The following is a 19,000-nucleotide window of genomic DNA, read 5'->3' as shown; positions in this document are numbered from 1 at the left end:
GTGGGTCGCCGGTGCCGTAGTCGTACGGGGAATACAGCGGTGCCCCACAACAGTGTTGTGGGGCACCGTGGGGCTATTGCAGGGCTACCGCGCGTGCACGCAGGAGGTCGTTGAGCACGCGCACCGGTGACCGCGGGCACAGAGCCAGGCGGGCGTCGAGGGCCGCCTCCCACTGCCGGGTCAAGCCGAGCATGAGGCGCTGGCGCATGCCGGGGGTGACGTGGGCGTAGCGCGCGGAGACCGAACCGTCGAGGTGGCCCATGCGCTCGTCCATGAGCACTTTCTCTGTGCCCAGGTCCTCCATCATCGTCCGGTGAGTGTGACGAAGGCCGTGGGGTGTGAGGCCCTTGGCGATCGGGAGCCAGCAGGCGTCAGCGCGATCGGTGGCGCCGCGTCCTCGGGCGGGGACGCCGGGCCACGGCTCGCCGAGTAGCGGTACGGGGCGGGCCTCCTGCGGGGCTTTCTTCGGATACCAGCCGGAGGCTGCCGGAGTGAACAGCCAGGTGGCGAAGCCGTTCCTGCGCCAGTGCGCTGCGTGCTCCGACACGGTGCCGCCCCGTACGAATCCCAGGTCGGCGATGGCCTTCTCGACCCGCACTCGGGTGGCCTCTGCGACACGGTCAGGGCGGTTGAGGACGTTGGAGACCGTCCCCGTGGAGACGCCTGCCAGCCGCGCGACGTCGACGAGCTTCGCGCCCTGGTGCCCACCGGTACGCGCTGCCCCCTGGCCCCGGAAGACGTACATCTTCCCGTGGCATAGGCACGGCGTCGGCTTCGTACGGGCGATGTGGTCGGAGACCAAGGCCGACAGCCAGTCCATCGCGTCGATGGTGCGGTAGCTGTCGTCCTTCGGCGGACAGCGCACCAGCTCGCCGGTGTCCAGCTCGTAGAGCTGCCACTCGACACGGAACGCACCAGGTCGGACGAACTCCGTTTCAAGACCCACGATTTCGCCCCAGCGCTTGCCCGTGTAGCCCTTGAGGACCACGGCGACGAACTCGTCGTCGCGGCCGGAGAGGAGACCAGCTCGTTCGGCCGTCAGCAGGATGCCGAGCGCGTCGGTGACGACCTTCTCCGGGCCACGGTCGCGGGAGCGGCCTGCGCGCTTTCCACGCCCTCTCCGCCTGGCGGCAGGGTTGGACGTGATCAGACCCTCGTCGATCGCGTCCTCGAAGATCAGGTGAAGCGTCGAACGCCAGGTCTTGACGCTGGAGGCCGCATAGACGGCCTTCTCCTTCTTCTCCCACACGTCGACATCCGTGCGCAGGATGCCGGCCAGCGCCTTGTCCTCGAACTCCGGGAGCAAGTGCTCCTCGATGTGGCGCTTGTAGTTCTGCATGGTCGAGGCAGCCAGGTCCTGGGCCTCGTACCAGCGGCTGGCGTACTCGCCGAAGGTCTCCTGGCCGAGGCCGGGGTCGCGCCACTGGCCGCGCCGGACGTTGACCTCTTCGGCATCTGCGGCCTGCTTGGCCTCGCGCTTGGTGGCGAACTTGACCACGGCACCTGTCGAATCGGCGACGGTGCCGTACTTCCCATCCTCGATCTTGTACCGGCCGCGCCAGTAGCCGGCGCGCTTCTCTGCGTACCCCACTGGGTTCCCTCCCTTCTGTCGTGTGGGGTGCGTTAAGCGGCGGTGCCGTACTGAGACTTGAGCATGCGGCGCGGTGGCCGGGCCTTGAGGCGGACCGCAGTCACAGGCCCCTCGCTTTGCCGACGCGCTGGGGGCTGCGGAGCGGACGCAGTCATGCCGCTGGGGCGCTGCGGATTCCGGGCCGGGCGTTCTTCGTGCATGCAGATGATCTCGGCGAGGTGATCATCCGAGAAGCGGTAGGCGCGGCCTACGCGGGTGAACGGGATGAGCCGTCGGCGGGCGCGGTCCTTCACCCACCAGGCGGAGCAGCCGAGGACGGCGGCGACTTCCTCTGGGAGGTAGAGGCGCGGGAGGGCGGCCTCGGTGTGCGGAGTCGGTGCGGAGGCAGGGGGTATTGCGGGTTGGTGCAAGGGGTGAGTCCTCTTCTGGCGGGCGTGTGCGCGGCAACGCCGACCCGCCGGTCGATCGCTAGGGATGAGGGTGAGATGCCCGTACTGGGGGTTTGCGGGTCCAGGACGGGAGTGAGAGTCGGCGGCTACGCCTCGCCATCGGCATCGGCATCGGCATCGGCATCGTGATGCTCGCCGGGCGGCGGTCCGTACGTCTCCAGCAGGTGCTGGGTGGACGCCTCGGCCATGGCGTTAGAGACCATCACGTCTGCCTCCTCGCGGATGTCCGGGTGCTCGGCGAGGTACGCGTCGAGGGCATCGCGCGCCTTCGTGTAGGCGGCGTTGGCGCGCTGGGTCTCGCGGAACGAGTCCACGACGGCGTCGATGAGCTCCATGGCGCGGGCCTGGGCAGCGAGCTGTGGGGGGCCCACTAGGTTGCGTAGGTCGATGCCGAAGACCTCGGCGAAGCCGATGGCCTCGTCGAGGTTGATGCGGCGTTTGCCGTTTTCGATGCGCCAGACCGCGGACGGGTTCATCTCGAAGCCGGCCTCGTTCAGGCGGTCGGACAGAGCGTTGGTGCTCCAGCCACGCGCCTCGCGCTCCAGCTTGATGCGCACCGCCACGTTGCTCTCGCCGCTGAGCAGGACGCCCTGCTGGGTGCCTTCATCGGCCATACCCACCTCCTTCCGTTCGTAGCAGTCTCCTGCCAATCGCAGTGACCCCATAACAGTAGCATGCCCGCTGCGAGACGCAGAATACTTCTGCGATCTGCAATTCATGTGGCATACTGATGGTCCCACCCGCCAACCCGAGGAGTCCGCGCGACCGCACGTCACATGAAAGAAGCCCCCGGCGATGCCGGGGGCTCAAGCGCAAACCTCTCAACCGCCATCCCTAGCGATCGACCCGCGGAGTCCGGGATTGCCGTCCCATATGGCCCGCGAGCAGAGGAGCTGATGCCTAGTATGGCCGATCCCCAACCGAATACGCCATCCCGCTTCAGGGAAGGCCCCGAGCCGACGCTGGACGCGACGGAGCCTCCGTACAACGTGGAGGCCGAGCGCTCGGTGCTCGGTGCCTGCATGCACAACAGTGACGTCGTCGACACGGTCCGGCCGATTCTCGGCGAAGACGCCTTCTACCGGCCCGCGCACGAGACGATCTGGCGTGCGCTGCGTGCCCAGCGTCGTGAGGACAAGCCGACCGACCCGATCGTCCTGACCGAGCTGCTCCAGCAGCAGGGGGACTTGCAGCGCGTCGGTGGCGTCGCCTATCTGCACCAGCTCGCCAACGTGCACTACGGCACCGGCAGCGCGGAGTACCACGCGGAGATCATCCGCGAGAAGGCCAACCTCCGCCGCCTTCTCGCCTCCGCGACACGCACCGTCCAACGCGCCCAGGAACCGGGCGCCGACCCCGAGGCGATACGCAGCGAGGTCGAAGCGGAGATGCGGGCCGAGCGCGAGCGTGCGCTGGCCTCGGGCCAGGGCCGTCTGAACCGCTTCGCCACCGACGGGTGGTCCTTCGTCAAGGAGACCGGCGCGGACGCCGAGCCCTTGTGGGGCACGCGGGAGAAGACCGTCTGGGCGCCCGGCGAGAGCCTGATGATCGTCGGCGCACCCGGGGTCGGCAAGACCACCCTGGCCCACCAGGTGATCTTCGCCCGCATCGGCCTGCAGCAGACCGTCCTGGAGATGCCGGTCGCCCCTAGCAGGCGGGTGCTCTACCTGGCCATGGACCGGCCCCGGCAGATCGCCAGGGCCATGGACCGGCGTGTCTTCCCCACCGATGAGAAGATCCTGCGCGAGCGGCTCGTCGTCTGGGAAGGCCCGCTGCCCGCCACCCTCGACAAGGAGCCCGACCTCCTCGCCGACCTCGCCGCCGCCCACCGGGCCGACACCATCGTGATCGACAGTCTCAAGGACGCTGTCAGCACGATGGTCGACGACGGCCTCGCGGTCGCCTTCCACAACGCCCGCATGCGCGCCCTGCGCAACGGTGTGGAGATCATGGAGCTGCACCACCAGCGCAAGGCCACCGCCGACGCCCCGCGCGGCCAACGCCCCGCTCTGGACCAGGTGTACGGCTCCGCCTGGATCACCGCCGGCGCGGGCAGCGTCCTCTTCATCGCCGGACGGGCAGGCGACCCCGCGGTCACCCTGCACCACCTCAAGACCCCCACCGGGGAGATCGGCCCGCTCGACGTCACTCACGACCACGTGCGCGGCACCACCACGCTCGACCCCAGCAAGGACCCCGCCGTCCTGCTGCGCAACTCTCCAGGCGGCCTGACCGCCCGCGACCTGGCGACCGTCCTGTTCGGCAGCGCCGAGCCCGAACGCGGCGACCTGGAAAAGGCGCGGCGCCGACTGCAAAGCCTCGTCGCCAGCGGCCTGGCGACCAAGGTCGACGGGACCGCCGGAGGAGCCGGAGGCGGACAGCAGACCCGCTACTACGCCTCGGCACGCCACCTCACGTCCGTCGGCTGACGCCCAGCGGCAGCGCCCGGAAGCGATCACGCGACCGTACACGCGGCCCTCACGCGAATGCCCCACCGCGAACCGCTCACGGCGTCCACGCTCACCGCAAAATCGCAGGTCAACCGATCACGCGAGCGTCCACGCCGTACACGCGCCCAAGCGATCACGCGCGGGGCCCCCCTTTAGAAGGGGGCCCGCGTGAACGCCCCCTCCGTGAACGCCCCTCACCCCCGCACCACAAGCCCCACCGCACCACCCTGGAGCCCATCGCCTTGCACTCCCCCACCCCCGATAACCCGCGCCACGACACGCAGCAACCGGTACCTCCTCGCCGGCGCCTCCTCACTCGCCTCCTCCGCCGCCGGGCAATCTCACCCACTGGGGGTCGTCGCGTGAAACACAAGGGACGTACCGCCCTCGTCCTCGGCCTGGTGGCGGTCGTCCTCATGGCCTTCCGGGTCTCGTGGAACGCGCTGTCCGATGTGGCCCGCGCCATCGGCGCCGACTCCACCGCCGCCCTGCTCTACCCGATCGTGGTCGACGGTCTGATGGCCCTCGCGCTGATCGCCACACTTGTGCTGACCGGCGCCGACCGGAAGTTCGCGCTGCGCGTCCTGGCCACCTACACGATCGCCAGCCTTCTGCTGAACTACGTGCACGGCCTCGTTCCGGCCCTGCACACCACGTCGGTCCAGTGGGGCCAGCTGGTCGGCTGGGACCCTGCGAACTGGGCTCTCGTCCTGCTGGCGACCTCGCTCCCGGTCGGGTCGATCTACTTCGGGTCCGACCTCGTGGCGAAGGTGCTGCACCACAACCCCGAGGCGGCCGACTGCGCCGAATCAGCCTCTGCCCAGTCGGGGAGTCAGCAAGCTGACCAATCGGCGGCACGGTCGAGGTCTGACCAGGCCGGATCGGCCCCCGAGCAGCCGACCGAGTCGACCCCCGTCAAGGTCACCGAGGCACCCGTTACTCGGCCGACCGGGACCCACGAGTCGGCCCCCGATACCCGACCGCCCCGGTCTGCTGCCGTGGCGGAGTCGACCGGAGCCGCCCCGCGTCGGGCGATCGGTCGGCTCTCCGCCAACGCCAAGTCGACCGCCGACCGCAACCGCACCGACGCCGAAGTCCTCGACGAGGCCCGACTCCTGACCGCCGAATGGAGCGACGACCAGCTGAGTGCTGAGCGTCTGCGCAGCGCACTACGGATCGGTCAAAAGCGCGCCCGCGCCCTGCGCGACCAGCTCCAGGCCGAGCGCACCGGCCAGGCCGAGCCCGCCGCGTACGACGGCTTCGAGGCCGAGCCTCCCGATGGACTCAACAAGGCCGCCTCACAGCGGCACAAGGAACTCGACACAGCCTCCGTCGGCGCCGCCTGACCCGGCAAGCGCACCGATCGTCCCACCCCTTCCGGCTCACCCCATGCCCCGGGCAGACAAGCGCGGGCATGGGGGCAGGCCGCGCACAGCGAAGCACCCAGCACCCCACGGAGAACCCACCCATGCACGACCCACACCACGAACAGCCCACCACCCACCAGGAGATGACCACCACCTCTAACAGCGCAGCAAGTTGTCGGATAAGGAGTCCTTATCCGACCCCCGCCCTGGAGGGTGCGGAGGCGCCCGGCGCAGGGGCGCCGCGGTCGGCCGGCCCGGGGGAGCCGAACGAGGCAGGGGGCAGTGAGCCGTCGTCGAGCGTGTCGCAGCAGCCTGCGCCGCGTCGCCGTCTGCGTGACAAGCAGCTACGCGAGCACCGCGTCCATCCCCGCTACAACGACAACGAGATCGCTCTCGTGAAGAATGCCGCCGCCCTCAGCCGCATGAAGCCCGGCGGCTACGTCGCCGAGTGCGCGCTCGCCGCCGCCCGCGCCGACGACCCCACCGCAGCCGTCGCCGACTACCGCGCTCTGGTGAAGACGCTGTTGGCCGCCAACCGGCAGCTCGGCATGGTCGGCAGCAACCTCAACCAGCTCACCTGGCACCTCAACAAGGAGGGCTCCTGGCCCCACCCCGACACCGTCCGACGGCTCCTGGAGCGTGTCGAGGTGTCCATCGCCGAGGTGGACACCGCGGTCGCCCAGATCACCGAGGGGCGGTGAGCCCTTGATCCCGAAGATCATCCTCGGCAAAGGGCCACAGGCCACGCGCCGCACGATCGGCTACCTCTTCGGCAAGGGCCGGGCCAACGAGCACGTCGACCCGCACCTGGTGGCCTCCTGGAACGACTTCGCCCCCGACCCCGGCCGCAGCCCGCACCGCGACCCGAAGGAGGTGGAGGCCCAGCTCGCCGCACAGCTCGACCAGCCCGTGAGGATGCTGGGCGACAAGGCACCCAAGTACACGGTGTGGCACTGCCCCGTCCGTGCCGCGCCCGAAGACCCGATCCTCACCGACGCCCAGTGGGCGGACATCGCCCGCCGGATCGTGGCCGCTGCCGGCATCGCCCCCGCAGGCGACGAGGAAGCCTGCCGCTGGGTGGCCGTCCGCCACGCCGACGACCACATCCACATCGCCGCCACCCTCGTACGCCAGGACGGCCGCCGCCCCCAACGTGATTACGACCAGCGGGCCGTCCAGCGCGAAGCCCGCCAAATCGAGGTCGACTACGGGCTGAGGCGGTTGAAGCCGGGCGACGGCACCGCCGCCAAACGCCCCACCAGCAAGGAGCACTTCAAGGCCAAGCGCCTGGGCCAGGACGCCACCTCCCGCGAGATCCTGCGCCTGCGGGTCCGCCGCGCGATGGCAGCTGCCTCCACGGAGGCCGAGTTCTTCGCCCTGCTGGAGGCGACGGGTGTAACCGTGCGCCTGAAGCTCGGCCCCTCCGGCGACGCGCTGGGCTGCAACTTCGCCCTGCCCGGCGACACCAACGACAAGGGCGAGCCCGTGTTCTACGCCGGCTCCACCCTCGCCGGCGACCTCTCCCTCCCCCAGATCCGCCGACGACTCACCACCACCAGCCCCGAGCCCGCGACCGTCCGGCCGGGCAACCCCTGGCACCAGGCCACCGCCGCAACCGAACGCATCCCCCACCACCTCACCCGCAGCAGCGACGAAGTGGCCCAGGGCCAGCTGGCCGCGCTCGGAGCAGCCTTCGACCTGCTCCCGCTCACCGCCCCCGCCACGGTGCGGGCCGAACTCGCACGCGCCGCCGTCGCCTTCGAGCGCGCCACCCGCTCCCGCATCGCTGCCGACGACGCCAGTGCCTGCGCCCTGCGCCTCAGTGTCCAGGCAATCTGGAAGGACCCCTCGCGGCATGGCGACGGTGCCGGGCTGGCGATGCTGCTGGACGTCGCGCTCACCGCGGTCGCCTACGCGATGCACTGGCACCGCACCCGCCAGCACGCCCAGCAGCAGGCGGCAGCCGAGCAGACCCTCATCCACCTGCAGGCCGCATACGTGCAGATCGCCGGACCGGTCCTGACCGGCCTCGCCAGCCGGGCACCCAGCCCGCAGACCCAACGCCGCTACGCCCACCACCTGAAACAGGCGGTCCCCGAACACGCCGAGCGCATCCTGACCGACTCAGCCTGGGATGCCCTGGCCACCGTGCTCGCCGAGGCGGAAGCAGCCGGACACAACCCGTCCGCGATCCTCGACCGGGCCCTCAGCCAGCGCACGCTCAACGACGCCCACAGCCCCGCACGAGCCCTGACCTGGCGCATCCGCCGCCTCGGCGAACGCCACGCACCCGGCCCGCGAGCCCAAGCAGCCAATGCACAGCACACCGCCCTGAACCCCACAGCTTCGCACCCGCAGAAGCCTCAGGCACGGCGGCGCTGACCAGGCTCACAAGCACCACCGACCTCACGACACCACCCAAGGAATCGACAATGCCCCACTCCCCCATTCGCCCCGAAGTCGTCGTCCTCATCACCGACTTGGACTTGGACCGTCGCGACGACCGGACGCGCCCGTACCACCGCGACGGACGTCCATTCACCCGCGCCGAGCATGCGCTGCTGGCCACCTCCACCAAGGCAGAGGTAGCCGCCGCGCACACGCAGATGCGACTGGAAGCCGAATGGCAGCGTGAACTCGACGAGATGAAGGACGCCTTCGTCGAGCTGCTCATGAAGTACTTCGCCAAGCTCCCCAAGGGATCCGTGGTCAGCGACGCCGTCGAGATCATGACCGATGAGGACTACGCAGAGTTCGAGCGCCTCGCCGAGATCGTCACCGCGGAAGACACCCTCGAATATCGCGCCCTGCACGGAGAAAGCTGACCGGACATACACCAACGGCGGCCCACCCACTGGGCCGCCGTTGCGGCTGGACCGAAGCGGCTGCCGATTCACCCCGCAGACGTGGCCTTGGCGACCGCCTTGCGCACGTGGGCATCGACCAGGCCGGGGACACCGGAGACCACAACGACCACCGTCCCGGTACGGACGGCCGTCTGCTTGACGATGCTGCTGCGCCCGCCAGCGATGAAGGTCAGCAACTGGCTCCACTGCTCGTCGCCCCGCCGCGCGACGGGCACCTTCCGAGTCGTGACCGTGACGGGGGTACTGCCGGTGAGGACCTGGTAGGTGGGGCAGGCGGTCATCGCCTCGAAAATCCGCCCCACCTCTCGGGAGAGTTTGTCCTCGGCGTCGCTGTACAGCTCCTCGGCCACCTCGGAGTTGCTGCCACCGGCATAGGTGAAGGACGCCTTCGCCTTGTGCGGGAAGTCGAAGCTCCCGCCGACCGCGGCCTCGCTGCCGAGCTTCTCCAGCGCCGGGCAGCCGATCACGGTCACGTCGTCGTGTTGCGCGGGGCGCTGCGGCGTGCGGGTGTAGCCCTCGCCCAGGTCGCTCCTGTCCAGGAGCCGCTTGGCCAGTGCGGCCGAGGACAGCGGAGCGAACACACGGGCACTCTCGCCGTCCGGGCGCACCGAGACAGTCGTCGAGGACGTCGGGTCGACGGAATCAGCGTTTGCCGTCGAACAGCCCGTCATGGCAAGGACGGTGAGGGCACTGAGGCTGAGGACGGTCGTGGTGCGAAGGCGCATGCGAACCCCTTGGCGGTCTGCGAAGCGGACAGGTTGACCAGGCCGGCCCTCCGGGCACCGGCATGCGAAGAGATGGACGGATTTCGGGGGTTCAGTGGCCGAGGTGGCGAAGCCCCTCTTCGGGGGTGGGGTGGAACCGGTCGACGGGACCGGAGTTGCGGTTGTACCAGGCCGCGTCCAGACCGGGCTCCTTCGTGTCGTGGCCGGCGCGGCAGCGCAGCCAGATCGAGTCGTCGCGCATGCAGAAGACGATCCAGTCCCGGTACGCCCCGCACCCGGGGCAGGTACGGACCTCGCCGCCGATGACGAGGGGCTGCAGCCAGCGCATCATCAGCCCGGCCACCTCCTGGCGGGACGGCACTCGCAGGTCTGGGGGCAGGAAGTCGGGCGCCACCACTTCCTCCTCAGTCGGAGCCGGTGCGGTGGGCTTGGGGAAGCCGAGCCACGCCTGCGTGGCCTGGAACCGCGGAAGCGCCTCGTGGCCCGCGCGCTGGGCTTCACGAAGTGCGCGGTCCTCGCGAGCACGTCGAAAGAACAAGATCCCTTCCTCTCTGTCTTCTGGCGCGCACGAGGGCGTGCCTTTGCTGGAGGGTTTGGCGACGAGCCGCACAACAGCGGCTTCTCGGGGCAGGAGTCGTCAGCTGCGGCGGACGATGGTGAGCCGGCCCTCGGCACTCTCGGGCACGGTGCGGCGAGGCACCGGGGCTGCAGAGGCGAGTGAAGACGCGAACGCGGCGACCAGGTCGTAGGGAACGCTGGCGCTGAAGCTGGCGCACCACAGGTACGGGGCGCCGAGGACGGGCTCTGCCCACGCCTGCCAGCCCACGAGGTCAGGGCGCGGGTCAGCGTCCTCGATGAGCGGCGGCAGCATCTCCAGGGAGACGGAAGTGGAGAACCCAGGGTCCATGGCAGTGGTGCGGGGATGGTCCATGTCACGGATCCAGCCCCGGGCGCTCAGCGCGTTGAGGACCATCTCGGGTCCCGCGAAGCCGACCGCCTCACGGGCGTCGATGGCCACGAGGAGATCGGCGAGCGCCTCGTACGGGACACCGGTGGTGAAGTACGCGTTCCACTCCGGCATCACGGACGTGGCATGCGAGCGGGCACTCAGCTGCCAGGCCACCGGCAGTCCGCCCAGCTCGAACGGGTAGGCCGCGAGGATCCACTCGGCGCCGCGCAGCCCGTCAGGACTGACGTACAGCAGGGTGTGGCGGGAGGTCGGCCACATGCGCCAGCCGAGGCCGGCCAGGGTGTCACCGATCCGCTCGGCGAGCGCATCGTCATCTCCGGCCAGGTGGCGCGGGGACACCCAGCACACCGGGTCCGGCAGTTCGGGTTGGAAGGGATTGCTGGGGTCGTGCGGTTGCAGGGGCGCCTCCGTAGGCTCGGGGACAGGTCAACAGCGGTCGCTGAGACCGGGGGGTTCGGAAGGGTGTCCACGTTGACATGCTTGTTCACCGTGCACCAGTAGTTGCGGGATCTTCCCCTGTCTGCCTCCGGCGAACTGATGCACTGTCGCAGTAGGCCGCATACAAACGTCCGTGTACTGCCCGCCGGACTGCTCACTTGGGGTCACCGCCCGAACTCCTGGCAAGTTTCGGCAAGTTCCTGGCTCGACGACTCAGTTGCGGGCAAGCTCTGGCACAGAGATCGTTACCGGCATCCGAGGAGGACATCATGGCCCTGCGTAAGCTCGGCAAGGACCCGGAGAGTCCCAGTGGCGGCTCGCCCACCATCTACCTCGACGAGGAGAAGGACAGCTACCTCGTACAGGGGTGGAAGGTGGAGGACGCCGAGCGCCTCGGCCAGATGGACATCCCCGGCCACGAATCGGTGGTGGAGATTCCCCGGCGCATGGTGCAGTTCTTCCTGGAGGTGAAGAAGGATGACGAGGCCCCCGACGTTTGAGGAGTTGTTCCGCGACTGTCAGAGGACGGCTGTCCATCTGGAGATGCGCGACGCCTACATGAAGTCGGACCCGGCCTTCATCGACTGGAAGGCGGGTGTGGTCCTCGATCCCGCCGAGCGCTGGGCCGACTGGCACGCCATCGTCACAGAGGCGACCGTGCGAGGCGTCGAGGTTCGACGCGCCCGCGTCGTTTCGACTCCGGTCAGCGAGTACATCCGCTTCGAGTACGACGTGACCGACGGACTGAACATCGCCGCCGGTGAAAGCGTGCGGTGGCTCTCACGGCGGAACGCCACCGACATCGCGCTGCCGGGCAACGACTTCTGGCTGTTCGACTCCAACCTCGTCCTCGTCAACCACTTCGACGGTGAGGGCGAGAACATGGAGGTCGAACTCACGGAGGACCCGGAAGTAGCGAAGCTCTGCGAGTCGGCCTTCGAGGCCGTGTGGAAGCGCGCAGCTCCGCACGCGCAGTTCGAGCTGGCCTGACAGTTCGACCATCACCCTCGCACTGACATGACATCACCATCTTCGAGCGTCCAGGAAGCCCGCAAAGCGCTCGGACAACGCCTCGCCGAGATCCGGAATGCGGCCGGACTCACCAAGCGAGCGCTGGCCCAGAGCCTGGGTTGGCATGAGTCGAAGGCATCGCGCTTCGAGAGCGGCGCCCGTTCGCCCTCGGAGCGCGACCTTCGCGATTGGTGTTCCGCGTGCGGCGCCGAGGGCGAGGCTGAGGATCTCGTCTCGACAGCCCGCGGAATTGAGGGCATGTATGTCGAGTGGCGCAAGATGGAGCGCCACGGGCTGAAGTGGGCGCAGGAGTCCGTTGTTCCCCTGTGGGAGCGCACCGAGCGCTTTCGAATTTACTCGCCGTGGCTCATCCCCGGCCCCGTGCAGACGGCGTCGTACATCACCGCGCTTCTAACGTCCATTCGTGACCGCCGAGGACTCATCGACGATGTGCCGGCGGCCGTCAAGGTGCGTGTGGAGAAGCAACAGGTCGTCTACGGCAACCACACGTTCGCCATCCTCTTGGAAGAAAGCGTTCTGCGGTACCGCATCGGCGGCACTGACGTGATGGCAGGCCAACTCGGATACCTTCTCAGCGTCATGGCGCTCCCGTCGGTGAGCATCGGCATCATCCCCCAGGACGCCGACCGTTCGGGCCTGTGGCCCGTCGAGGGATTCTTCCTGTACGACGACGAGCTGGTGAACGTCGAATTGATCTCGGCGCATCTCACCGTCGTCCAGAAGCACGAACTTGCCATGTATGCCAAGACGTTCAGCGAGCTGGCAGAACTTGCCGTCTACGGCCCCGCAGCTCGTGAACTCATCACCGCCGCCATTGAATCCCTGGGGTGAATGCCCGGCAAGTTCCGGCACACTCGTGGAGCCCCATCCAGCTTCCTTCCTAGCTTTATAGGCACGGCTGAAAGCGTGCTCCGGAAGGGCCAGTGATGACAGTGGCAAGCACCGGCAAGACGTTGGAGACGGCCGAGGAGACTGGCGGCGACGAGATCCCCATCGACGTAGAGGCGATCTCCTCGCAAACGAATTCCGTCCTCGGTCTGCAGATGGGCACCACGACCCGCGCGGCGATGGACAGGCAGTTGCCCACGATCGCTGGTCACTTGAACCGGTTGCTCCGCGAGGACTTGGGCGCCGACGGCAACAGTGAGGTACGGCAGCTGCTTCGCCAGGGGACCAAATTGGTCGACCTCACGAACCGGCCGACCGCCGAGACGCCCACCTTCGGGACCTACCTCTACCTCCGCGACGTCGCCCTTCTCACCCGGCGGCTGCTGTGGGTTTACGCCGAGCGGAACGGGCTGGGTGCCCTGTGAGCGTCAGGGACGACCAGATCGTTCGGGAACTCTCCCGCTACCTCCACGAGCACCCCGCCGACAGGATGGCGCTGATGCCGGTCTACGACGCGGGCCGCGACCACGCGCAGCGCCGAGCCTGCACCCACGACCAGCGCTGCCCCCTCGTGATGACCGGAGCCGTCGTCCTCGACGAACGCAACCGCGTCCTGTGCCTGCGGCACGAGGGAGGCTATGCCCTCGCTGAAGCGGAGCCAGAGGACGCGGACGACTCCCTCAGCGAGGCCGCCCTGCGCCTGCTGGCCGAGGAGGCCGGCATCCGGGACGTGTGGACGCAGCCCGGCACTGAAGGGCCCTTCCTGGTGGACGTGACCAGGCCGGGGCAGCACCGGTACGGGCCCCGGCTCCGGGTCGGCATCCGCTACCTCTTCCGGGCCCACTCGGGCGCGGTCTTCCCGTCGCTGCTTGAGACGGGTGCAGCGGCCTGGGTGCCCCTGCCGGAGATAGGCATCCCGTCAGTCCGCTGCCGCCTGGAGCACCACCTGATCGGAACCCGATGAACCCCCGATACCAACAATTCGCCTACGTAGTGGGCCTCGTCGCAATCGGCGGCTCCCTTCTGCTCGGCATCTGGAGGGGCTGATGTACCAGCGCAGGACGAAGGAGCCGCCCTCCATACCCCCTCCGCCCGTCGGAACCATAGGAAGCACCCGGCCGCCCAGCGATGTCCGCGTCGGTGACTTCGTCTACCTCGACGGCGAGTACCAACGAGTCCAGGACATGAGGTCCGCCGGCACCGCAGCCCACCGCGTACTGATCTTTGCCGGGCGAGAGCCCTGGATCATGCGAGAAGCCCGGACCACATACCGGCCCATCGACTTCCGCTGACCGCCCTGTTCGGGCATCGCATCATCACTCTCACCTCACCATGCGAGGAGCTTTGCCATGCGCTTTCGCAAGATCCATGGCGCAGGAAATGACTTCGTCCTTCTCTCCGACCCCGGGTCGGACGGGCCCGACGGCGGCAAGGAATGGCCCAAAGAAGCGGAACGCTTATGCGCCAGGCGTACCGGCGTAGGCGCGGATGGCCTGGTCATCAGCAGGCTGATCAGTAACAGCCCTGCCGTCCTCGAAATCACCTGCTTCAACGCGGACGGCTCGATCGCCACCATGTGCGGCAACGCCCTGCGGTGCTCGGCCTGGGCCGCTCACCGTGATCACGGCTTCCAGCAGATGAGCCTCCACATGGCCGGCGTGGTGCACGAAGCAGTCGTGTCCGACAACTCCGTGTGGGTCACGGCCGAGGTCGGTGCAGTTCTCCCTCGGCGCTTGCAGACCGTCATCAATGGCCGGCCGACATGGTTCGACAGCGCTCACACCGGCACGGAGCACGTCGTAGCGATCGTGGACGACGTGGACGCCATCGACGCGGTCATGGTCGGGCGCCTTGTCCGCCACCACGCCGACCTTGCCCCGTTGGGGACCAACGTGAACTTCGTCCAGTCGGCCGGCCACCAGGCGCTGAAGATCCGCACCTACGAACGCGGGGTGGAGGCGGAGACCCTGTCGTGCGGCAGCGGGGCAGTCGCAGCCGCCGTCGTCGCCACGATGCGCGGACTGGTGGCGCGACGCGCCGTCACCGTCCACAACCGCGCCGGGGAGCCGCTCACGGTCCGCCCGCACGACGCCCGGCCGAACCGGACTCACTGGGTCGGTGGCCTGGTCACCAACACCTTCGAAGGGGTACTCGCATGACTCTCTTCCTCAGCCCCAGCTCGGACCTTGCGGTGCAGAAGGCCGCCAAGGAGCTTCGTGAGTGGGGGCAAAGCCGCCAGGGCCTCGGCGTTGCCCTCATCTACGGGCCCGTGTCCGCCGAGGACAGGCTCTACCACTCGAAGTGTCCCGTCGAACAGCGCTCTGTCACCGCCCTGGCCGAAGCGCTGGAAGAGATCGGCGCCCGCTGGAAGGTACTGAATCCGTGCGAGCCCGACTTCATCATGGAACTGGTCGAGTACGACGTGGCTCTCTCCAACCTGCACGGACCGTACGGCGAGGACGGTCGGCTGCAGGGCCTGCTCGACTACCTCCGCGTGCCCTACTGCGGCAGCGGAGTCGGGGCATCCGCGGTTGCCGCCGACAAGATTCTCTGCAAGCGGGTGATGCTGACTCTCGGCGTCCCTACGCCCGGCTGGCACACCTGGTCCGGTGGCACGATGGCCTGGAACGGGCACCCCGTCATGGTCAAGCCGCCCTTCGGCGGGTCCAGCGTGGGCATGAGCCTCGTCCGTGGTCCGGCGGACCTGCCTTGCGCCCTGGCGGACGCCGCCGGCGACGAGGGTGCGGCCGTGCTCGTCGAGGAGTACGTGACCGGCACGCCGATGACGGTGGGGCTGCTGGAGCTGCCGGGTGGCTCGGTCGTCGTCTTCCCACCACTGATCACTGAGGCAACCGAAGCCGACTTCTACGACGCCGACACCAAGCTCGACGTGAACTCCAGAGGCGCGGTAATCGTGCGCGCCGCCGACTTGGCGCCCGATGTGCTGGACACGATCACCGGGGATGCGCGGACACTGTGGGACGGACTCGGGCTGCGCGGTTCAGCCCGCATCGACTTCATCCTCACCGAGGACAACGAGCCATACGTGCTAGAGGTCAACACCACACCGGGCATGTCCCGTGACAGCAACTTCGTGGTGGGGGCAGCGATGGTCGGACTCACGCACACGGACGTCGTATTGGCCATGCTGCACGAGGCCCTGGCCCGCCCGCCATACGATGTCCCCCTGCCCACTCCCGCGTTCTCCAGCACCACACTGACTCGGGAGGCTGCCGTCTCGCCGTAGGAGCCCGCCACTGTGCCGCGCGTCCACGATGTCCCCATGTGCCGTCAGCTCATCGCCCCCGCCGAGTGGGAACTGCACGGAGGCTGGGCACTAGGCGACAGGATCGAATGGTCCAACCGGGCGTGCGGCCTGGCATCTCTGAGAATGATCCTCCTCGCCTACGGGCGCGAAGCACCCACGGTTACGGAACTCCTCAAACTCGCGGTCAAGCATGAAGTTCTGACCCCGCGTGGAGCACTCCACGCGGGGATCGCGAGCCTGGCGACTGACCTCGGAGTCCCCTCAACCTCCGAGCCCGTCCCGGTCGAAGACCTGACGAGACGCCTCGACGACGCCCCGCTCATCGTGTCCGTGACCGAGCAGTTCCCCGACGACGGCCGCACCGGCGGACACCTCGTCATCCTTCGCGGCTCGGAAGACGGCCCCGACCCGACGATCCACTTCCGAGACCCGTCGGCCTGGGGCCAGACGCACGATCGGGCCCCCCTCAGCCGCGTATCCGCTTCCTACACCGGCCGCGCGATCACCTTCGCGCCCCTGATTCACAACGGAGAGTCTTGATGACCGAGACAGACGGCGACACGACCGAGGCCGCAGGGGGCCGGAGGATCGCCGTACTCGGAGAGATGCTGGAACTGGGCGACGAGTCCGTCGAAGCCCACCACGAGGTCGGGCGTATGGCGGCCGAAAACGGTGTCGATCTCCTCGTCGCAGTCGGCGGAGACCTCGCCAAGCAACTCGCCCTCTCCGCAGGCGCGGCGGGCGTGCCAGACATTGCGTTGGTAGGCGACAACGGCACCGCCGCCGCCTACCTCGAATCCATCCTCCGCCCTGGTGACGTCGTACTCGTAAAGGCTTCCCGCGGCGGTCAGCTCTGGCAGATCGCCCAGGCACTCAACGGGCAGGCCGTCACGGGCCTGTGAGCCTGCTCCGAGCCAGCTGTCAGTGAGCGTCTCACGAGGCCGCATGATCCACGAGGTGATGTCACAGAGGCTGAGGCGGCCCGGATCCGGTGTCCTAATTCTGGACGCGCAGCGGCAGGAAGGCTCGGAGCTGGTCGGTGTACGGCATCACGCCTCTGCCCTTCTTGATTACCAGCCCTCGCTTGATCAGCGCGTTGACATCGCGAGGGACAGTACGCGCACCCTTACCCGCGTAGTCCCGGGCCAGCCTCGGGGTCAGCACCGGGATCTGTGCCAGGGGTGTGAACTCGCCCCAAGGGAGATCCAGCACAAGGCGGCGCTGACGCAGGCACGCCGGGGTCTCTGCTCCCTCGAACTCCTCGTGGACGAAGTTCTGCCAAGTGACCACCATCTGCTGCTTTCGGATTTCCTCGATCTGCTCGCGTAGACCGTCGACGAACCCCTGGAGCCCGTAGCGGATGAAGCCGGTGATGTCGTACGGCGGCCTGCTGGTGATCGCTAGTTGACGGTAGTACTCGCTTCGTGTTCGGTTGTAATGGTCGGACAGCACGTGGGCGGCCACGGTGGGCGCGCCAGCCGCGAGCAGGAGCTGGAACTCCATGAGGCGTGCGGTACGCCCATTGCCATTGCCGAACGGGTGGATCCAGGCCAGGTAGAGGTGCGCGAGGATCGCCGAGAGAAGGGCAACGGGCTGTTGGAGGGACTCGGGCGCTTCTGACAAGCCATTGAGCCAGTCACAGAGCTGTTTCAGGAGCTGTTCGCATTCAGCAGCCGGCGCGCCGCGGTAGTGGTTGCCGACAAGAACGCTGTCCGTACGTACCTCGCCAGGGACAACGCCCTCTTCCGGCGGCAGGTCCTTGAGGACGATGGCGTTGAAGTGCTTGATGCGTTCCGGTGTGAGCGTGAGGGGACGCCCCTCGTGGACGTCTTTGATGATCAGGTTGTAGCCCTCAACGATGTTGTCGACTTCCTGCCCCAGGTATGCCTGGGAAGGTGGCAGCTTCAGGTCCTTCTCGATCCGCTTGCGAACCTGATCCTCCGAGAGGGTGTTGCCCTCGATCTGAGTCGTGGCGTGGACGCCCTTAGTGAGGTACACGCCGTTCAACCTCCTTGCCACCTCGGGCTGCAGCGGCACTCCGGAGATGTGTTCGCACTTGGAGATGGCTTCGCCGAGCAGCATCCACGTCACGTGGTCCAACTCACGCAGATTGATCTTGAATGAGATCCACGGGTGTGACTCAAGGTACGTCGTGCCCACCGTCAGCTCCAACCCCGATGAAATTGCAGGTGAGAGACCTACAATCCCTAATATCCGCAAGTTTTTGTCCCTTACTGTGACAGGCTACATCGGCACTGCCTCCGTGCAAGATGGCGCGGTTAGTGTGCGCTGAACTCCACCCAGAAGGATCGACTAGAGGCACGTAGGGCACGGTCGGCCCCTCGCGCCAGCAAGCGTTCCCAGTAGCAGCTGCGGGTTACGTGCTCCGGGTGGACTTTCGACGGCCCGGACGACGTCGACAACGGACTGTGCCTGTGCTCGCCGCACCACAAGCCCTTCGACAAGGGTGTCCTTGGCATCGGCGACAGCCACCGCATCCTTGTCTCCCAACGCTTCGTCGGCCACAGCCCCGCCGCCCGCGAACACGTCATATACCTCGCGGGCCGCCCGCTCGTTGGCCCGCAGCCAGGTACCCGCCCTGTCGCAAACGCCAACCACGCCTGACACACTGGCCAGGTGCTCCACGGCACTCCACGTCCGGCCGAGGCCACGGGGCAGGTCCGCTTGTAGCCACGCCAGGGGACCAAGCAACGGCTCACCGACCGTCAAGCATGGCGCACCCGCTCAGAGCAACAGCGCCGCCGCCACCGCACCGGCGGGAGCCAGCCCCGATGGTCAGCCCGATCGCAAGCCGCAAGGTCGGCATCAATCGAGCGCGTGACGGGTATCCGTCCTGGTGGCTGCCGAGGGCGCGCCAGAAACGGCCTGAGACACGCTCAGGGTCCGCCTACGCGACGACCTCCTCCAGTCTGTCGTGGCGGGGAAGGTCGCAGC

Annotated in this window: 21 protein-coding genes and 1 pseudogene; 15 read left to right on the top strand and 7 right to left on the bottom strand. The window is 68.1% G+C overall.

Annotated elements, in window-relative coordinates:
• Nucleotides 1-73: 73 nt before the first annotated feature.
• The 3 genes from AQJ67_RS35245 to AQJ67_RS35240 form a co-directional block, all read right to left on the bottom strand.
• The gene (locus tag AQJ67_RS35245; RefSeq protein ID WP_062723457.1) at nucleotides 74-1,591 is read right to left on the bottom strand and encodes a LacI family DNA-binding transcriptional regulator; all 1,518 of its coding nucleotides are present in this window, start codon (nucleotides 1,589-1,591) and stop codon (nucleotides 74-76) included.
• A 32-nt stretch (nucleotides 1,592-1,623) separates the two neighbouring features.
• Nucleotides 1,624-2,001, bottom strand: coding sequence for a helix-turn-helix domain-containing protein (locus AQJ67_RS49760; RefSeq protein ID WP_079056362.1), 378 nt, complete (start codon nucleotides 1,999-2,001; stop codon nucleotides 1,624-1,626).
• Between the two features lie 125 nt (nucleotides 2,002-2,126).
• A complete protein-coding gene (locus AQJ67_RS35240) occupies nucleotides 2,127-2,654 on the bottom strand; it encodes a helix-turn-helix domain-containing protein (RefSeq protein WP_062723456.1) in 528 nt (175 codons plus the stop codon).
• Between the two features lie 282 nt (nucleotides 2,655-2,936).
• Here AQJ67_RS35240 and AQJ67_RS35235 point away from each other — a divergent pair, with 282 nt between their 5' ends.
• The 5 genes from AQJ67_RS35235 to AQJ67_RS35215 all read left to right on the top strand — a co-directional run bounded on the left by AQJ67_RS35235 (nucleotide 2,937) and on the right by AQJ67_RS35215 (nucleotide 8,682).
• The gene (locus AQJ67_RS35235) at nucleotides 2,937-4,469 is read left to right on the top strand and encodes a DnaB-like helicase N-terminal domain-containing protein (RefSeq protein ID WP_062723453.1); all 1,533 of its coding nucleotides are present in this window, start codon (nucleotides 2,937-2,939) and stop codon (nucleotides 4,467-4,469) included.
• 383 nt (nucleotides 4,470-4,852) lie between these two features.
• Nucleotides 4,853-5,836 (top strand): DUF2637 domain-containing protein, encoded by a 984-nt coding sequence (locus AQJ67_RS35230; protein ID WP_279616914.1) that lies wholly within the window; start codon nucleotides 4,853-4,855, stop codon nucleotides 5,834-5,836.
• A 320-nt stretch (nucleotides 5,837-6,156) separates the two neighbouring features.
• Nucleotides 6,157-6,558 (top strand): plasmid mobilization protein, encoded by a 402-nt coding sequence (locus tag AQJ67_RS35225; RefSeq protein WP_208615098.1) that lies wholly within the window; start codon nucleotides 6,157-6,159, stop codon nucleotides 6,556-6,558.
• A 4-nt stretch (nucleotides 6,559-6,562) separates the two neighbouring features.
• Complete coding sequence (locus AQJ67_RS35220) at nucleotides 6,563-8,239, top strand: relaxase family protein (protein WP_062723450.1); 1,677 nt, start codon at nucleotides 6,563-6,565, stop codon at nucleotides 8,237-8,239.
• A gap of 50 nt (nucleotides 8,240-8,289) precedes the next feature.
• Nucleotides 8,290-8,682: a hypothetical protein gene (locus AQJ67_RS35215; protein WP_062723448.1), complete on the top strand. Its 393-nt coding sequence runs from the start codon at nucleotides 8,290-8,292 to the stop codon at nucleotides 8,680-8,682.
• A 68-nt stretch (nucleotides 8,683-8,750) separates the two neighbouring features.
• Here AQJ67_RS35215 and AQJ67_RS35210 read toward each other — a convergent pair whose 3' ends face one another.
• The 3 genes from AQJ67_RS35210 to AQJ67_RS35200 form a co-directional block, all read right to left on the bottom strand.
• A complete protein-coding gene (locus tag AQJ67_RS35210; protein ID WP_062723446.1) occupies nucleotides 8,751-9,449 on the bottom strand; it encodes a hypothetical protein in 699 nt (232 codons plus the stop codon).
• 91 nt (nucleotides 9,450-9,540) lie between these two features.
• The gene (locus AQJ67_RS35205; RefSeq protein ID WP_244190682.1) at nucleotides 9,541-9,987 is read right to left on the bottom strand and encodes a hypothetical protein; all 447 of its coding nucleotides are present in this window, start codon (nucleotides 9,985-9,987) and stop codon (nucleotides 9,541-9,543) included.
• A 99-nt stretch (nucleotides 9,988-10,086) separates the two neighbouring features.
• Entirely contained in the window at nucleotides 10,087-10,767 is a 681-nt protein-coding gene (locus tag AQJ67_RS35200; RefSeq protein ID WP_079056361.1) for an SPDY domain-containing protein, read from the bottom strand.
• Nucleotides 10,768-11,126: 359 nt separating this feature from the next.
• Here AQJ67_RS35200 and AQJ67_RS35195 point away from each other — a divergent pair, with 359 nt between their 5' ends.
• The 9 genes from AQJ67_RS35195 to AQJ67_RS35150 all read left to right on the top strand — a co-directional run bounded on the left by AQJ67_RS35195 (nucleotide 11,127) and on the right by AQJ67_RS35150 (nucleotide 16,947).
• A complete protein-coding gene (locus AQJ67_RS35195) occupies nucleotides 11,127-11,357 on the top strand; it encodes a hypothetical protein (RefSeq protein ID WP_062723440.1) in 231 nt (76 codons plus the stop codon).
• On the top strand, nucleotides 11,335-11,847 hold the full coding sequence (locus tag AQJ67_RS35190; protein WP_208615097.1) for a DUF6879 family protein: 513 nt from the start codon (nucleotides 11,335-11,337) through the stop codon (nucleotides 11,845-11,847). The genes AQJ67_RS35195 and AQJ67_RS35190 overlap by 23 nt, the downstream gene beginning before the upstream one ends.
• A gap of 27 nt (nucleotides 11,848-11,874) precedes the next feature.
• Complete coding sequence (locus AQJ67_RS35185; protein WP_062723436.1) at nucleotides 11,875-12,720, top strand: helix-turn-helix domain-containing protein; 846 nt, start codon at nucleotides 11,875-11,877, stop codon at nucleotides 12,718-12,720.
• A gap of 95 nt (nucleotides 12,721-12,815) precedes the next feature.
• The gene (locus AQJ67_RS35180; protein ID WP_244190681.1) at nucleotides 12,816-13,202 is read left to right on the top strand and encodes a hypothetical protein; all 387 of its coding nucleotides are present in this window, start codon (nucleotides 12,816-12,818) and stop codon (nucleotides 13,200-13,202) included.
• Nucleotides 13,199-13,741: an NUDIX hydrolase gene (locus tag AQJ67_RS35175; RefSeq protein WP_062723432.1), complete on the top strand. Its 543-nt coding sequence runs from the start codon at nucleotides 13,199-13,201 to the stop codon at nucleotides 13,739-13,741. The genes AQJ67_RS35180 and AQJ67_RS35175 overlap by 4 nt, the downstream gene beginning before the upstream one ends.
• Nucleotides 13,742-14,126: 385 nt before the next feature.
• On the top strand, nucleotides 14,127-14,936 hold the full coding sequence (gene dapF, locus AQJ67_RS35165) for a diaminopimelate epimerase (RefSeq protein WP_062723427.1): 810 nt from the start codon (nucleotides 14,127-14,129) through the stop codon (nucleotides 14,934-14,936).
• Nucleotides 14,937-14,968: 32 nt separating this feature from the next.
• The gene (locus tag AQJ67_RS35160; protein WP_244190680.1) at nucleotides 14,969-16,024 is read left to right on the top strand and encodes a D-alanine--D-alanine ligase family protein; all 1,056 of its coding nucleotides are present in this window, start codon (nucleotides 14,969-14,971) and stop codon (nucleotides 16,022-16,024) included.
• A 36-nt stretch (nucleotides 16,025-16,060) separates the two neighbouring features.
• On the top strand, nucleotides 16,061-16,585 hold the full coding sequence (locus AQJ67_RS35155; protein WP_062723683.1) for a C39 family peptidase: 525 nt from the start codon (nucleotides 16,061-16,063) through the stop codon (nucleotides 16,583-16,585).
• Nucleotides 16,585-16,947, top strand: coding sequence for a glutamate ligase domain-containing protein (locus AQJ67_RS35150; RefSeq protein ID WP_208615096.1), 363 nt, complete (start codon nucleotides 16,585-16,587; stop codon nucleotides 16,945-16,947). The genes AQJ67_RS35155 and AQJ67_RS35150 overlap by 1 nt, the downstream gene beginning before the upstream one ends.
• Before the next feature lie 94 nt (nucleotides 16,948-17,041).
• Here the strand turns inward: AQJ67_RS35150 and AQJ67_RS35145 are convergent, their stop codons facing one another.
• Nucleotides 17,042-18,205 (bottom strand): Fic family protein, encoded by a 1,164-nt coding sequence (locus AQJ67_RS35145; protein ID WP_062723422.1) that lies wholly within the window; start codon nucleotides 18,203-18,205, stop codon nucleotides 17,042-17,044.
• Between the two features lie 231 nt (nucleotides 18,206-18,436).
• On the opposite strand from AQJ67_RS35145, the pseudogene AQJ67_RS46000 reads away from it, so the two are divergent.
• A pseudogene (locus AQJ67_RS46000) lies at nucleotides 18,437-18,670 on the top strand (HNH endonuclease); the annotation flags it as partial.
• Between the last annotated feature and the right edge of the window lie 330 nt (nucleotides 18,671-19,000).

This window comes from Streptomyces caeruleatus, assembly GCF_001514235.1.
Lineage (GTDB): Bacteria > Actinomycetota > Actinomycetes > Streptomycetales > Streptomycetaceae > Streptomyces > Streptomyces caeruleatus.
This window is presented reverse-complemented; position numbering and strand designations above follow the sequence as displayed.